Origin of the sequence: Nocardioides sp. (assembly GCF_014360585.1) — a bacterium.
Classification (GTDB): Bacteria; Actinomycetota; Actinomycetes; order Propionibacteriales; family Nocardioidaceae; genus Nocardioides.
The window spans coordinates 52014-67357 of sequence record NZ_JACIXG010000019.1 but is presented as its reverse complement, the minus strand read 5'-3'; the positions used below and the strand labels follow the sequence as shown (position 1 = coordinate 67357).

The following is a 15344-nucleotide window of genomic DNA, read 5'->3' as shown; positions in this document are numbered from 1 at the left end:
ATCATGGACGGAGGTCTCGCTTCCATGAAATGATTGATCCACGGGCTCTGGCCCGGAGTTGCTGTTTTTCCGAGATGTCGGTCCGGCCGGCGTGGGGTTCAGCCACGCCGGCCGGATCGCCTCACTTGAGGTACATGATGGAGAAGCTCGGCATGCCCTTGACCGGGTCGTTGACGACCCCGCCGATTTGCGAGCCCTTGATGAAGGCGTTCGCGTCGTAGCCGGCGTTGATGTCGACCAGGTAGGTCTCCTGCATCCACTTGTCGAACTCACCCCAGGCTGCGGGGACCTCGTCGGCGTCCATCTTCAGGATCTCGGCCTGCTTCGCGTCGGCGTCGGCCTCCTTGAAGTTGGTCGGGTTCGGCATACCCGGCTTGTTGGCGTTCGAGCCGATCCACTGCGCCGGGAACCACGAGCCGCCCGACGGCCAGTCGGAGCACCAGCCGCCGTAGCGGAGGTTGATCGGAGCCTCCAGGTTGCTCTGGTCGTCGCGGAAGGTCTCGTCGGTCGAGGCCACCGGGGTCGCCTTGAAGCCGGCCGCCTCGAAGCCCTTGACCATCTGGTTCTTCTTGGCAACGTCGAGCTCGTCGTCACGCTGGTAGTACCACTTGATCTCGAAGCCCTCGGCCCCGGCCTCCTTCAGCAGCGCCTTCGCCTTCTCCGGGTCGGTGGTCTGACCGTCCTGGCCCTCGGGGTACTGGTACTCGACCCGGCCCGCGGTGCCCGGGGGCAGGAGCGAGGTGCCGGGCTGGATGGTGACGCCGACGATCTCACCGGAGGCCTTCCAAGCCGCCTGGTAGGGGTAGGCCCAGCTGATCGCCTCCCGGATCTTCTTGTCCTTGATCTTGGTCTGGTCCGGCCGGTACATGAAGGTGCACGGCGAGGTGCCCTCGACCAGGTTGTCGGGGTTGTTCTGCTTGATCGACTTGTACGTCGGCGGCGTGACGTCGTCGTAGGTCATCATCGACTGGGCTGCGCCCTTGTCGCCGAGGATCTGGTTCTCGAGCTTCGCGGTGTCCTGGGCGAACTTGAAGTCGAAGGAGTCCACGGCCTGGAACCGGCCGGGGTCGGTGTCGGGGTCCCAGTGCTCGTTCTTGACCAGCGTGAGCGCGTTGCCCGGCTTGTAGGACTCGAACTTGTAGGGTCCCGTCGCCATCGGGTGGCTCTCGTAGGCCAGCGGGTCCTTGTCCTTGGCCTTCGGGATCGGTGAGAAGACCGGGAACGAGGCGTAGTAGTCGAGCTCGGGGAACGGCTTTTCCAGGTGGATGATCACCTTGTTGCCATCGGCCTCGACGCCGTCGTAGTCCTCGCCGCCGTACCAGCCGGCGCTGGCGTCATAGTCGGGGAGCTTCTTCAGCTCGGCCTCGGTGTCCGCGAACGGGCCCTTGTACTTGCCGCCATCCTTGAAGAAGGTGGTCTGGTACGTCGGACCGTCGGTCAGCGTGTCGAGGGCGAAGGAGCGTTTGATGCCGTAGACGACGTCCTCGGCGGTCACGTCGGTGCCGTCCTCGTACTTGAGACCGTCCTTCAGCTCGAAGGTCCAGGTCAGGCCGTCCTCGGAGACCTGGCCCAGGTCGGTGGCGAGGTCAGGGACGAGGATCGAGTCGCCGCTCGCCTCGTCGTAGACGTACTGCGTCAGCGCGCGGGTCACCAAGCCGGACATGATCGCACCAGAGTCGGTGTAGTAGGTCCTGGTCGGGTCCAGGGTGTGCGGTGCGCCGTTCGACAGCACGGTGATCGTGCCGCCCTTCTTGGCGTCGGCCGGGATCTCCACCGGCCCTTCGGCGGTGGCGTCCTTGCCGGAGCCGGCGTTCCCACCGGCTTTGAACTCGCCGCCAGCCGGGTCATTGCCACCGCCATCTCCGCCGCCACACGCAGCGGTGAGCGTCAGCGCGGCGATCGCGCTGGCGGCGATCACTGTTCTCTTCAATCGCATCGTAGGTCTCCACCTTCCATGGTTGATTCCTCTCTCCGACGACGTGCTCACCGGAAAGACTTGGGGTCGAAGGCGTCGCGGATGGCGTCTCCGAGCAGGTTGAGCGCGAAAACCAGGACCACGATCCCGACAATCGGCGCGTACAGGAACAGGGGGTACTCGGCGAACCAGTTCTGCGCACGCAGGATCGTCTGGCCCCATGATGGTTGACCGGTGACACCGACACCGAGGTAGGCCAAGGTGGCCTCCGCGGCGATCGTGGCCGGCAGGCTCAGTGAGAACGAGACGACGATCGGCGCGACCAGGTTCGGCAGTAGTTCCTTGAACAGGATGCGGTGCGTGGGCGTCCCCAGGACGTGCGCGGCCTCGATGAACTCCCGCTCGCGCAGCGAGACCACCTCGCCGCGGATCAGCCGGGCCAGACCCATCCAGCCGAACACCGTCAGGATCACGATCAACGCGATCAGCGAGGCGTTGTCGAGCATCGCCGGGTTCTCCTTCCAACGCTCCACGAGCATCGGCGAGACGGCGATCGCGACCAGCAGGAACGGCAGCGTGAGAAAGAGGTCGATCACGAAGGTGACCACGCGGTCACCCCACCCTCGGCTGTAGCCGGCGATCAAGCCCAGGACGACGCCGACGACCGTCGAGACGATGGTGGCAATCGCCGCGACCATCAGGGACGTACGAGCGCCATAGAACCACTCCGCCAGCAGGTCGTTGCCCGAGTTGGGCTCCAGACCGAGCGGAGCCTCCCAGGTGAAGCCGTAGTTCGGCGGACCGATGATCGGGTAGTTGAACGAGTCGGTGTCGGTCACCGGATCCCCGGCCCGCACCTCGACACCGAACAGCCTGCACAGCTGCGGAGCGAAGATCGCGATCAGGATGTAGAGGAGGACGATGACCGCGCAGAGCATGGCGATCTTGTCCGAGAGCAGCCGGTCCATGGCGATCCGCATCGGCGAGCGGCCGGCGATCTTCTTGATGCGCGGCTCCGGATCGACCTCGGGACCAGAACCCTGGATCAACACTTCGGACACAGTCATACGCTCGGATCTCCGTTCGAATGCCTCGGGCTCGGCTCGCCCAAGACCAGACCACTCGGCGCAGTCCCGAACCAGCGCGCTGCCTCAAGTTATGCCAAGTGCAGGCGGTGCGGGAGGCTCTACAGATAACGGTTCGGTACCGACAGCGATCTATGACACATACGTAACAAAGAAGGCCCGCGGCCAATGGCTGCGGACCTTCTTTGGTAATCCTGCTGTCACACAGAAAATTCTCCAGCACAACCGCCTTCGGTGGTCGAGCTTGTCGAATCGTCTCAGGCGCGACCTCGAGTGTTGTTCGCCAGGTCGTACCAGGTGTCGGCGTAGCCCGGGCCGTCGCCCGGGATCTCGGCCGGGCTGGCGCCCGGGTCCGGAGCTCCGTACTCGTCGACACCGAGCAGCGGCGCGGTGACCGGCCGCTCCGGCGCGTGACCGACCTCGCTCGCGAAGTGGCAGGCGACCTTGTGCCGCTGGTCGATCTGCAGCAGCGGCGGCTCGACCACGGAGCAGATCTCCTTCGCGATCGGGCAACGCGTGCGGAAGTGGCACCCCGACGGCGGGTTGACCGGGCTGGGGACGTCACCCTCGAGCCTGATCCGCTCCCGGCGACCGCCCGTCTGGGCCTGCTTGATGTCGGGCACCGCGGAGAGCAGCGCCTGCGTGTAGGGGTGGTGAGCGTTCTTGTAGATGCTCTCGCGATCACCGATCTCGACGATCTTGCCGAGGTACATCACCGCGATCTCCGGCGAGAAGTGACGCACGATCGCAAGGTCGTGGGCGATGAACAGGAACGCGATCCCGAACTCTTTCTGGATGTCCTGGAGCAGGTTGATCACCTGCGCCTGGATCGAGACGTCGAGCGCGGAGACCGGCTCGTCGGCGACCAGGACCTTCGGCTGGAGCGCGAGCGACCGAGCGATACCGATGCGCTGACGCTGGCCGCCGGAGAACTCGTTGGGATAGCGGTTGTAGTGCTCCGGGTTGAGGCCGACGACCTCCAGCAGCTCCTGGACCTTCTTGAGCACCTGCTTCTTGGGCACCGTGCCGTGGATCACCATCGGTGCCCCCACGATCGCACCCACGGTGTGTCGCGGGTTCAAGGAGCTGTAGGGGTCCTGGAAGATCATCTGGATGTCGCGGCGCCGTGGCTTGAGCTGGCGCTGGCTCAGCTTGGCCAGGTCTCGACCCTCGAACTCGATCGAACCCTCGGTCGGATCGTAGAGGCGCGTGATCAGCCGGCCGGTCGTCGACTTGCCACATCCCGACTCGCCGACGAGACCGAGGGACTGACCTTCGCGCAGCTCGAAAGAGACGCCGTCGACGGCCTTGACGTGCCCGACCGTACGCCGGAGCAAGCCGCTCGACTTGACCGGAAAGTGCATCTTGAGGTCGGTGACGGTCAGCACCGGCTTCTTCGAGGGGTCGAACATCGCGGCCGAGTGCGAGTCGTCGATAAGGTTCTCGAGCGACTCCGCCGAGGTCTTAGCCTCCCCGTTCGAAACGGCTTCCCGCTGCTCCTCAGCGGGGAGCCCACCAGTGGACTGGTCGGTCATCGGTCTTCCTCCAGGAGGTCAGGGGCGATCTCGGGCAGCACCTCTTCGCGGTAGACCGCCTCCGGGTCGGCGAGATGGCAGCGCTTGAAGTGGGTCGGACCGCTCCGTGCCGGAAGCAGCTCAGGCAGCTCGGTGGAGCACAGGTTGCCCGGGACCTTGCCGGTGTGGGGGCAACGCGGGTGGAACGAGCAGCCGCTCGGAAGGTTGAGCAGGCTGGGCGGGTTGCCGGCGATCGGGATCAGCTTGGCGTTCGTGTCAGCCTCGACATCCGGGATGCTGCTGAGCAGACCCCAGGTGTAGGGCATCTCCGGTCGCACCAGAATGTCCTTCGCCGGCCCCTTCTCCACGGCCCGGCCGCCATACATGACCATCACGTCGTCGGCGAACTCGGCCACGACGCCAAGGTCGTGGGTGATAAGGATGATCGCCGAGTTGAACTCGCGCTGCAGGTCCTGCAGCAGGTCGAGGATCTGCGCCTGGACCGTCACGTCCAACGCCGTCGTCGGCTCGTCCGCGATCACCAGCTTGGGGTCGTTGATGAGCGCCATCGCGATCATCACCCGCTGCCGCATGCCGCCGGAGAACTGGTGCGGGTAGTCCTTGAACCGCATGTCCGGCTGCGGGATGCCGACCCGGTCGAGCATCTCGATGGCCCGCTTCTCCGCGTCACGCTTGCTGGCGCTGGGGTGGTGCGCGAGGTAGGCCTCGGTCAGCTGCTTGCCGATCCGGAAGTACGGGTGCAGAGCAGCGAGGGCGTCCTGGAAGATCATGGCGACGTCGTTGCCACGAAGCGCCCGCATCGCCTCCTCGCCCTTGCCGAGGATCTCGTCGCCGCCGACTCGGATCGAGCCGCTGAGCTCCGTCGATCGCCGGTCGTGCAGGCCGAGGATGGCCATCGACGAGACCGACTTGCCCGAGCCCGACTCGCCCACGATGCCGAGGGTCTTCCCCAGCTCGACCTCGTAGGACAGGTTGGAGACGGCGCTGACGACACCATCGGACGTCGGAAACCGCACGCTCAGGTCGTCGACGACAAGGAACGGCCCATCGTCGAAGGAGTTGGACGGACTGGTCATGAGATCCTCACTCGGGTAAAGAACGTGGTGATAGACGAAGCCATGCCTAGGCGACCTTCACCCGCGGGTCGATGTAGGCGTAGAGGACATCGACGACGATGTTCGCGATGATCACGATCATTCCGGCCAGCAGCACGATCCCCACGAGAACAGCCAGATCAGAGGAGTTGTTCGCATCGACCGTCAACATGCCGAGACCGTGGTAGGTGAAGACACGCTCGGTGATGATCGCGCCACCCAGCAGGCTCGCGAAGTCGAGGCCGGTCATCGTGACCAGCGGCGTGAGCGCAGCCCGCAAGGCATGCTTGAACACGACAGTCCGCGACTTGAGCCCCTTTGCCTTCGCCGTGCGGATGTAGTCCTCGCTCAACGACTCGAGCACGAAGGCACGTGTCATCCGCACGTAGCCGGCTAGATAGAGCAGGGCCAGAGTCAGAGCAGGGAGCAGCAGGTTCGAGAACCAGGCCCACAGGCCACCGTCCGCTATCTCGGTGTATCGCGGTAGCGGGACAATGCCCCACTTGACCGCGACATACTGCAGTAGGAAGACCGCGATCGCGAAGCTCGGGAAGGCGTAGATCACGAGGGTGCCACCGACGACACCCCGGTCGATGAGCGAGCCCTGGTGAATCGCGGCGAGGATACCGAAGAGCACTCCGCCGATGAGCCACATCACCAGAGCCACGATCGCCAGCGAGGCGGTGATCGGCAGCGCGTCGGCGACCATTTCGTTCACGGTCTTCGAGTCGAGGTGGGAGTATCCCAGACACGGAGCGGCGCAGTGCGTCACCTGGTCCGGGGCTGCGGCACGCTGCTCGGCGTCGAGCGGGAAGTCTCGGCCCACGGCCAGGCCCTTGAGGTAGCCGGCCCACTGGACGACGAACGGCTTGTCATAGCCAAGCGCCGCACGCGTGACATCACGCTGTTCGGCGCTGCAGTTCTTGCCGCACGCGAAGCGCGCCGGATCGACGGGTGATGCGAAGAACAGCGCGAAGGTGATCAGCGTCAGCGCCATGATGAGGGCAACCCCTACCAAGCACCGTCGGACGACATAGGCCCACATCAGACGTACACACTCTTTCAGATGGTTTGTTGGATCTTGCGGCCGCAGTGGCCACATCGTCCGGCTTCGGGGCCGGACGCTACCGATGCCGGGTGGGTGGGATGCCCACCCGGCACCAGCGACTAGCGATCACTTATGGAGTGACCAGCGTCAGTTCTGCACGCCGATCAGACCGATCTCCGGGTAGCTCGAGGAGGCCGGCGTTACGTCAAAGCCGGTGACCTTCGAACCGCGCAGCCAGTTGAACTTCTCGACGTACAGCGGGATGTAGGCGACATCCTTACCGAGGATCTCGTCGCTCTCCTGCAGCGCCTTGATCTGTGCGTCGAGGTCCGACGCGTTGGCAGCCTCGTCCAACTTCTTGTTGAACTCGTCGCTGTGGTAGCAGCCGTAGTCGTTGTTGCAGTCGGTCGCCGAGACGTTCGGTCGGCTGTCGAACAGCGGCGGCATGACGGTCATCATGCTCGGCCAGTCGTTACCCCAGCCAGCCAGCATGACATCCGACTTCTTGTCGGGCTTGGAGATCACGTCGTAGTAGGTGTCGCCGAGGCCGTCAAGGGTGACCTTGAAACCGGCGGCTTCCCACTTCTGCTGAAGCGCGCCCATGGCCGCGTCGTTGGTCGGGGACTTCGCATAGCTGAGCTGGATCGGGTACGGCAGCTTCTCGCCAGACTCCTCGAGGAGCTTCTTCGCGGCCTCCACGTCGCCGGCGTTGTCGCCTTCGAACGCGGGGTTGTCCTGGTAGCCCGGGGTGACCGGGTTGACCAGAGACTCGGCGGGAACGCCGATCTTGTCGCCGCCCTGCGCCTTGATGACGGAGTCGATGTCGGTGGACACCTTCAGCGCCTCACGCACCTTCGGGTTGGTCATCGACTTGGCGTTCAGCACCAGGTAGCGCACGTACGGCGAGAGCACGTTGCTGTAACGCTCCTCGACCGCGCCGGTGACCTGCTGGAGCATCGTCGCCGGCACGCGGCCGGTGGTGATGGCGTACTGGTCGTCGCCCGAGTCGGCGATCAGACGCTGGTTGATGATCTCCGAAGCCTCGTCGGAACCGTCGACGGACCAGACGATCTCGTCGGGAAGCGCCAGGCGGAGCTTCTCCGGGTCGTCCGTCTTCTCGTCATACGCCTCGTTGCGGACCATGGTGCCGCCCTTGTTCTTGTCCCAGACGCCACCCTCCAGCTTGTAGGGGCCGTTGGCCAGAACCTTCCACTCCGACTTCGGGCCCTCGTCGAACGACTCCTTGTAGGGGTCGGTCATCATCATGCCCGCCGCGGCGAGCGGGAAGTCCGCCCACGGCTTGTTGAAGTTGTAGGTGATCTTGTTGCCGTCGCACGCGATGGCCTTGTCGAACTCGGCCTGCTGCTCAGGAGTGGCCTTGTACGGGCCCGGGTAGGTCGGCTTGCCGTCCTTCTGCGGGACGTCGAGGTAGCTCAGGGTGTAGTTGGGGCCACCGGTGATGACATCGTTCGCAAACACCCGCGACGCGCCGTAGCGGAAGTCCTCACAGGTGATGTCGGAGCCGTCTTCCCACTTGACGCCGTCCTTGATCGTGAACTCCCAGGACGAGGCGTCTTCGTTGGGCGTGCCCGTGTCGGTGGCAAGGTCGGCGACCGGGGTGTTGCCGGCCTTCTCGTCCTTGTCCATCGGGAAAGCCACCAGGCCGCGGTAGAGAGTGCGTCGCCAGCTGGCGAGCTGGAAGCCGTAGTAGACACGCTGCGGGTCTGCGCTCTCGATCGGAGCATTGAGCAGGTAGTGCAGCGTCCCGCCCTTCGAGCCTTCCGCGTCACCCCCGCTCGCGTCATCCGAGCCGGATCCACCGCATGCGGCCAGGCTGAGTCCGAGACCAGCAGCGGCCGCAGCGGCGCCGATCCTCCTCAACTTGCTTCTCATTGTTGTGTCCTCCTTGGGTGCGCGACTCGGTGTCGCACGTTTTGGTCGCCGGCGGAGCCGGCTGGCTGTCACGAGCAGACGATGCTGCTCATCGGCCTGATTTCGGGTCGAGTGCGTCCCTCAGGCCGTCTCCGAGAAGGTTGAAGCAGACGACGACGAGCGCGATGAGCACCGCCGGAATGATGAAGTAGGTCAGGTTGCTCGAGACGAAGCTGAGCGAGTCGGTGAGCACGTTGCCGAGCGTCGGGGTCGGCGGCGCGACGCTGACGTTGAGGTAGGCCATCGCTGCCTCGGCCGAGACGAACGCCGGCATCATCAGCGTGAAGGAGACCAGGATCGGTGCCCACAGGTTCGGCAGGATCTCCTTGAAGTAGACACGCATCCGGGAGGCGCCGACGAGGTTGGCAGCGTGCACGAACTCGCGCTCTCGCAAGGTCAGCACCTGGCCGCGAACCAGCCGTGCCGTAGTCGTCCACCCGAAGAGTCCGAGCACCCCGACCACGTAGATGAACCGAGGCAACGGGCTGCCCTCGCTGCCGGGCACGTGCAAGACCTCGATGATGAAGGCGAGCGCGACGCTGGAGAGCGCCAGCAGCATCAGCGTCTGCGGGAAGGCCAGGGTCAGGTCGATGATGCGGCCGATGATCGCGTCCACCCAGCCTCCGGAGGCCCCCGAGACGATCCCCAGGACGACTCCGATGACGATCGCGATCAGAGCGGCCACCAGCGCGATGCTCAGCGAGAAGCTGATTCCGTACCACACCCTGGCGAGCGAGTCGCGCCCCGCACGAGGCTCGACCCCGAATGGGTGCTCCGCTGAGATGCCGCCGTAAGGACCAGCCGCCACGCCATACTCGTTGAGCAGGTCCTGGTTGTACGTGAACGGATCCAGAACACCGACAGCCACGAGGATAGGGGCCGAGGCGGCGGCGATGATGTAGACGACGACAACGACCAGAGAGATCATCGAAAGTGTGTCCTTGCGGAACCGCTCCATCGCGAGCCGCATCGGAGACTTGCTGACGACCTCCTTGCCAACTGTCGCCCCCTCCTCGCCCGTGTGGGGATTCGCCAGCTCGACCTGAGTGCCAGGCGTGGTCATGCTCACCTCGTCAGTTTCTACGTTCAGTCGTGTAGCCAGCAGTGCCGTCGCCACACACATGGCAACGTTCGACCCACGATGTCGACGGACGGAACTCTATGTGATCCCTTGCCCGGATGCGCCCTGTCGGGGTAACGATCCGATTTCATCCGCGACGCCCCATTCCCCCGGACGCATTTCCGCCATAGACGCCCGCAACGCAAGAGTCTGCGGTCGAGGCGAGATCCTGCCGCAGAGCCAGATCACTGCCTCTCGAGAACCTCAAAACCGAAGAAGGTTCCCGAAACCCTGGGGTTTCGGGAACCTTCTCGGTCTCGAGGTCAGGCTCCTGCCTTCTCCTCAGGGGTCGAGGCCTTGGCGTCGACGCCCGCCTCCTTGCGCTGCTCGGGGGTGATCGGCGCCGGGGCGGCGGTGAGGGGGTCGTAGCCGGCGCCGGTCTTCGGGAAGGCGATGACGTCGCGGATCGAGTCGGTGCCGGCGAGGAGGGCGACGACACGGTCCCAGCCGAAGGCGATGCCGCCATGCGGCGGGGCGCCGAACTTGAACGCGTCGAGCAGGAAGCCGAACTTCTCCTCGGCCGCCTCCTCGTCGATCCCCATCAACTCGAAGACGCGCTTCTGGACGTCCTCGCGGTGGATACGGATCGATCCGCCGCCGATCTCGTTGCCGTTGCAGACGATGTCGTAGGCCCAGGCGAGCGCGTTGCCCGGGTCCTTGTCGAAGCCCTCGACGTCCTGCGGGCTGGTGAAGGCGTGGTGGACCGCGGTCCACTCCCCCGCGCCGACCGCGACGTCACCGGACTCGACCGCCTCGGAGGCCGGCTCGAGCAGCGGCGCGTCGACGACCCACAGGAAGCTCCAGTCGCCGTCCTTGCGCAGGTCGAGGCGGTTGCCGATCTCCAGGCGAGCGGCACCGAGCAGGGACCGGCTCGACTTGGGAGCGCCGGCGGCGAAGAAGATGCAGTCGCCCGGGTTGGCGCCGACGTGAGCGGCGAGGCCGGCGGCCTCGGTCTCGGAGAGGTTCTTGGCGACCGGACCGGTCAGCGAGCCGTCCTCCTGGACCAGGACGTAGGCCAGGCCCTTCGCGCCGCGCTGCTTGGCCCAGTCCTGCCACCCGTCGAGCTGACGCCGCGGCTGGCTCGCGCCACCCGGCATCACCACGGCACCGACGTACGGGGCCTGGAAGACGCGGAACGTCGTCTCGGAGAAGTAGTCGGTGCACTCGGTGATCTCGATGCCGAAGCGCAGGTCGGGCTTGTCGGAGCCGTACTTCGCCATCGCGTCCGTGTAGGTCATCCGCGGCAGCGGGAGCGGCACGTCGTAGCCGATCAGCTTCCACAGCGCCGCGACGATCTCCTCGCCGAGCGCGATCACGTCGTCCTGCTCGACGAAGCTCATCTCGATGTCGAGCTGGGTGAACTCCGGCTGACGGTCGGCGCGGAAGTCCTCGTCACGGTAGGCGCGGGCGAGCTGGTAGTAGCGCTCCATGCCCGCGACCATGAGCAGCTGCTTGAACAGCTGCGGGGACTGCGGCAGCGCGTACCACGAGCCCGGCTGCAGACGAGCCGGGACCAGGAAGTCACGGGCACCCTCGGGGGTGCTCCGGGTCAGGGTCGGGGTCTCGATCTCGACGAAGTCGTGGCCGGCGAGCACGTCGCGGGCGGCCTTGTTGGCCTTCGAGCGCAGCCGGATGGCGTTGCCGGGCGCGGTGCGGCGCAGGTCGAGGTAGCGGTGCTTGAAACGTACGTCGTCGCCGACCTCTCCCTGGGCGGAGGAGGCGGCGTCGTCGATCGGGAACGGGAGGGGCGCGGAGGCGCTGAGGACCTCGAGGTCCTGAGCGACGACCTCGATCTCGCCGGTCGCGAGCTTGTCGTTGACGTTCTCGCTCGTGCGGGCGACGACCTCGCCGGTGACCTTGATGCAGTACTCGTTGCGGAGCGCGTGGGCGATCTCCTCGTCGCGGACGACGACCTGGACCACGCCGCTGGCCTCACGCAGATCGAGGAAGGCGACCCCGCCGTGATCGCGTCGGCGGGCTACCCAGCCGGCGAGGGTCACGGTCTGGCCGACGTGCTCGGCACGCAGGGTGCCGGCGTCGTGGGTGCGGATCACTTCTCTTGCTCCTCGTTGTCGTTCCCGGTGGTCGAGCCTGTCGAGACCACCTGCGGGGTCAGGTCGTTCTGGTCAGCCGGTGTCCAGGTGGCCGGATCGGCCGGGACCTGGTCGCCGGTGCGGATGTCCTTGATCTCGTACGCCTCTGTGCCGTCTTCTCGGCGGGTGGCGAAGAGGACGTACGGGATGCCGCGGCGCTCCGCGAAGCGGATCTGCTTGCCGAACTTGGCAGCGTTGGGCGAGACCTCGCAGGCGACATCGTGAGCGCGCAGCTGCTGCGCGGCCGCATCGGCCTCGGCTCGGCTCTCCTCGTCGGCGACGGCGACCAGCACGGTGCTCGGGACCTTGCGGTCGCCGTCTAGCACGCCCTTCTGCACCAGCGGCACCAGGACCCGGCTGACGCCGAGCGAGATCCCGACGCCCGGGTAGGTCGTCTTCCCGTCGCTGGCCAGCGCATCGTAGCGGCCACCGGAGCAGATGCTGCCGAGGCTCTCGTAGCCGTCGAGACGGGTCTCGAAGACGGTGCCGGTGTAGTAGTCGAGGCCTCGGGCAATGCTCAGGTCGGCCACGACGCGTACGGAATCGGTGTTGAGCGGCGCGGTCGCGGTGATCAGCGTCGCCAGCTCGGTCAGACCCTCCTCGAGCAGCTCGCTCTCGATACCGAGGGCACGGACCTGCTCCACGAAGGAGTCGTCGGTGGCGGTGATCGTGGCGAGCTCGAGGCACTTGGCGGCCTGCTCGTCGGTCAGCCCAGCCTCTGCGACCAGCAGCTTGCCGACCTCGGTGGCCGGCATCTTGTCGAGCTTGTCGATGAGCCGCATGGTCTCCTCGACGTCGGGGGCGCCGAGGCCGGCGTAGAAGCCCTGGATCAGCTTGCGGTTGTTGACCTGGAGCGTGAAGCCGGGCAGGAAGGTCAGCTTGCCGAGCGCCTCGAGCATGACCCGGGCGACCTCGACGTCGTGGTGGAACGGGAGCGTGTCACGACCGACGATGTCGATGTCGGCCTGCGCGAACTCGCGGAAGCGGCCCTCCTGCGGGCGCTCCCCGCGCCAGACCTTCTGGATCTGGTAGCGGCGGAAGGGGAACTCCAGCTTGCCGGCGTTCTCCAGCACGTAACGGGCGAAGGGGACGGTGAGGTCGAAGTGGAGCCCCATCCCCTTGTCTCGGGACTCGTCCTGCTCCTGGAGACGCTTGAGGACGTAGACCTCCTTGGAGGTGTCGCCCTTGCGCAGCAGCTGGTCCATCGGCTCGACGGCGCGGGTCTCGATGTTGCCGAAGCCGTGCAGCTCGAAGGTGCGGCTCAGGGTCGCGATGACCTCGCGCTCGACGGTGCGCTGGCTCGGCAGGAACTCCGGGAAGCCGGAGAGCGGTGTTGGCTTGTTCATGGTGTGGTGATCAGGTCCTGAAGGAATGGGTTCGTCGCACGCTCGCGACCGATGGACGTCTGTTCGCCGTGTCCGGGGAGCACCACGATGTCGTCGGCGAGGGGCAGCACCTTGGTGGTCAGGGACTGCAGCATCGTGGCGTGGTCACCGCCGGGGAGGTCCGTACGCCCGATGCTGCCCGCGAAGAGCAGGTCGCCGGAGAACATCACGTCACTGACCTCGGCGTGGTCGGGGTAGGGAGTCCGGAAGGTGACCGATCCCTCGGTATGCCCGGGCGTATGGTCGATCAGGAAGCTCATCCCGGCCAGGTCGATGGCTTGGCCGTCGCTCAGCTCCCGAACGTCGTCGGGCTCCACGAAGTCGTAGGTGCCCCCTTGGATGTCTGCCATGCCGAGCAGCATCTGCGCCGACTCCGGCGAGATGCCTGCCATGGGGTCAGCCAGGAGGTGGCGGTCGTTGGGGTGGATCCAGGCGGTGGAGTCGTACGTCCTGCTCACCGGTGTCACGGACCACATGTGGTCGACGTGGCCGTGGGTGAGGAGCACGGCGACCGGCTTGAGACGCTGCTCCCGGACGACCTCCGCGATGCCGTCGGCGGCGTCCTTCCCGGGGTCGATCACGACACACTCGGAGCCCGGGCCGGTGGCAGCCACGTAGCAGTTGGTGCCCCACGGACCGGCGGGAAAGCCTGCGATCAACACGAGAAACACCCTATCCAGCGGTACAGTGCAGCGCCGCATCGTGGCGTCTGACTACGATGGGCACCCCGAGGTGTGTCGGGACACCATGGGGACCTGCAAGTTGAGCCGACCGGGACTGTGACGAGCACGGTGTCCGGCGGGGGAGATTTCATAAGAGGTTAGCGCCTCATGCGAAGAGTAGGGACATTGTGACCAGCGAGCAGTGGGGTCGGGTCGAGGAAGACGGAACGGTCTACGTGAAGACCGCTGAGGGCGAGCGTTCCGTGGGGCAATACCCAGAAGGCACGCCGGAGGAGGCGCTTGCCTTCTTCACAAACCGGTTCGACCAGCTCGCCTTCGAGGTCGAGCAGCTCGAGCGGCGGGTGCATGCGGGCAAGACGTCGCCCGACGAGGCGACCGCGGCGGTGAAGACCGTCGTGGAGAAGGTGACCGAGGCCAACGCCGTCGGCGACCTGGCCTCGCTGGTGGCGCGGCTGGAGTCCTTGGCCCCGGTCATCGCCATCCAGCGCGAGGCCCGCAAGGCCGAGCGGGCCGCGAAGGCAGCCGAGGCGAAGGTCGCCAAGGAGGCCCTCGTGGACGAGGCCGAGAAGCTGGCCCAGAGCAACGACTGGCGCAACGGTGCGAACCGCCTGCGTGAGCTGCTCGACCAGTGGAAGGCGCTCCCCCGCATCGACCGCGGGTCCGACGACGCACTGTGGCGCCGCTTCTCGACCGCACGCACCGCCTACACCCGTCGGCGCAAGGCACACTTCGCCGAGCTCAACGCCCGGCGCGAGGACGCCAAGGTGATCAAGGAGCGGATCATCGAGGAGGCCGAGCAGCTCTCCACCTCCACCGACTGGGGCCCCACCGCCGGGCGCTACCGCGACCTGATGCGCGACTGGAAGGCCGCCGGGCCGGCACCCAAGGACGTCGACGACAAGCTCTGGAAGAAGTTCCGAGCCGCCCAGGACGTCTTCTTCGGCGCCCGTGACGCCGCCAACGCGGCGCTCGACGCCGAGTTCGCGCAGAACGCCGTGGTCAAGGAGGGGCTGCTCGCCGAGGCGCAGGAGCTGCTCCCGCTGCTGGAGAAGGGCGACGACCTCGACAGCGTCAAGCGCTCGTTCCGCGACATCGCCGACCGCTGGGACGAGGCCGGCAAGGTTCCGCGCGACCGGATCAAGGAGCTCGAGGGCGCGATGCGCAAGGTCGAGCAGGCCATCAAGTCGGCCGAGGACGACCAGTGGCGCAAGTCCGACCCCGAGAAGTCGGCTCGTGCCGACGACATGATCGCCAAGCTCGAGGAGGCCATCGCCCAGGTCGAGTCCGACCTGGAGAAGGCTCAGGCCTCGGGTGACGCCCGGAAGATCAAGTCGCTCGAGGAGAACCTCGAGTCGCGTCGCCAGTTCCTGGACATGGCCAAGCGCGCCAGCGCCGACTTCTCCTGAGAGACTTCGGAGCGCCCGGTGCTACCGGGCGCTCCGGACCTCACAGAC

General features: G+C 66.2%; 11 protein-coding genes. 1 reads left to right on the top strand and 10 read right to left on the bottom strand.

Annotated features, from left to right (window positions below):
• Positions 1–121: 121 nt before the first annotated feature.
• From H5T77_RS08800 to H5T77_RS08755, 10 genes are all read right to left on the bottom strand, one after another.
• Positions 122–1936, bottom strand: a complete 1815-nt coding sequence (locus tag H5T77_RS08800; RefSeq protein WP_292647767.1) for an ABC transporter substrate-binding protein — start codon at positions 1934–1936, stop codon at positions 122–124.
• A 47-nt stretch (positions 1937–1983) separates the two neighbouring features.
• Positions 1984–2982, bottom strand: coding sequence for an ABC transporter permease (locus H5T77_RS08795; protein WP_292647764.1), 999 nt, complete (start codon positions 2980–2982; stop codon positions 1984–1986).
• Positions 2983–3257: 275 nt separating this feature from the next.
• A complete protein-coding gene (locus H5T77_RS08790) occupies positions 3258–4412 on the bottom strand; it encodes an ABC transporter ATP-binding protein (protein ID WP_292647775.1) in 1155 nt (384 codons plus the stop codon).
• Between the two features lie 119 nt (positions 4413–4531).
• Entirely contained in the window at positions 4532–5611 is a 1080-nt protein-coding gene (locus H5T77_RS08785) for an ABC transporter ATP-binding protein (protein WP_292647760.1), read from the bottom strand.
• 46 nt (positions 5612–5657) lie between these two features.
• Positions 5658–6674 (bottom strand): ABC transporter permease, encoded by a 1017-nt coding sequence (locus H5T77_RS08780; protein ID WP_292647757.1) that lies wholly within the window; start codon positions 6672–6674, stop codon positions 5658–5660.
• Positions 6675–6824: 150 nt separating this feature from the next.
• The gene (locus tag H5T77_RS08775; protein ID WP_292647755.1) at positions 6825–8570 is read right to left on the bottom strand and encodes an ABC transporter substrate-binding protein; all 1746 of its coding nucleotides are present in this window, start codon (positions 8568–8570) and stop codon (positions 6825–6827) included.
• A gap of 88 nt (positions 8571–8658) precedes the next feature.
• Positions 8659–9672, bottom strand: coding sequence for an ABC transporter permease (locus tag H5T77_RS08770; protein WP_292647753.1), 1014 nt, complete (start codon positions 9670–9672; stop codon positions 8659–8661).
• Positions 9673–9992: 320 nt separating this feature from the next.
• Positions 9993–11783 carry an aspartate--tRNA ligase gene (gene aspS / locus H5T77_RS08765; RefSeq protein ID WP_292647751.1) on the bottom strand — a complete coding sequence of 597 codons (1791 nt, stop codon included), beginning with the start codon at positions 11781–11783 and terminating at the stop codon, positions 9993–9995.
• Positions 11780–13168 carry a histidine--tRNA ligase gene (hisS, locus tag H5T77_RS08760; protein WP_292647747.1) on the bottom strand — a complete coding sequence of 463 codons (1389 nt, stop codon included), beginning with the start codon at positions 13166–13168 and terminating at the stop codon, positions 11780–11782. The genes aspS and hisS overlap by 4 nt, the downstream gene beginning before the upstream one ends.
• Positions 13165–13869, bottom strand: a complete 705-nt coding sequence (locus H5T77_RS08755; RefSeq protein WP_292647744.1) for an MBL fold metallo-hydrolase — start codon at positions 13867–13869, stop codon at positions 13165–13167. The genes hisS and H5T77_RS08755 overlap by 4 nt, the downstream gene beginning before the upstream one ends.
• Positions 13870–14057: 188 nt before the next feature.
• Between H5T77_RS08755 and H5T77_RS08750 the strand changes: the two genes are divergently transcribed.
• Positions 14058–15296: a DUF349 domain-containing protein gene (locus H5T77_RS08750; protein ID WP_292647741.1), complete on the top strand. Its 1239-nt coding sequence runs from the start codon at positions 14058–14060 to the stop codon at positions 15294–15296.
• Positions 15297–15344: the final 48 nt, after the last annotated feature.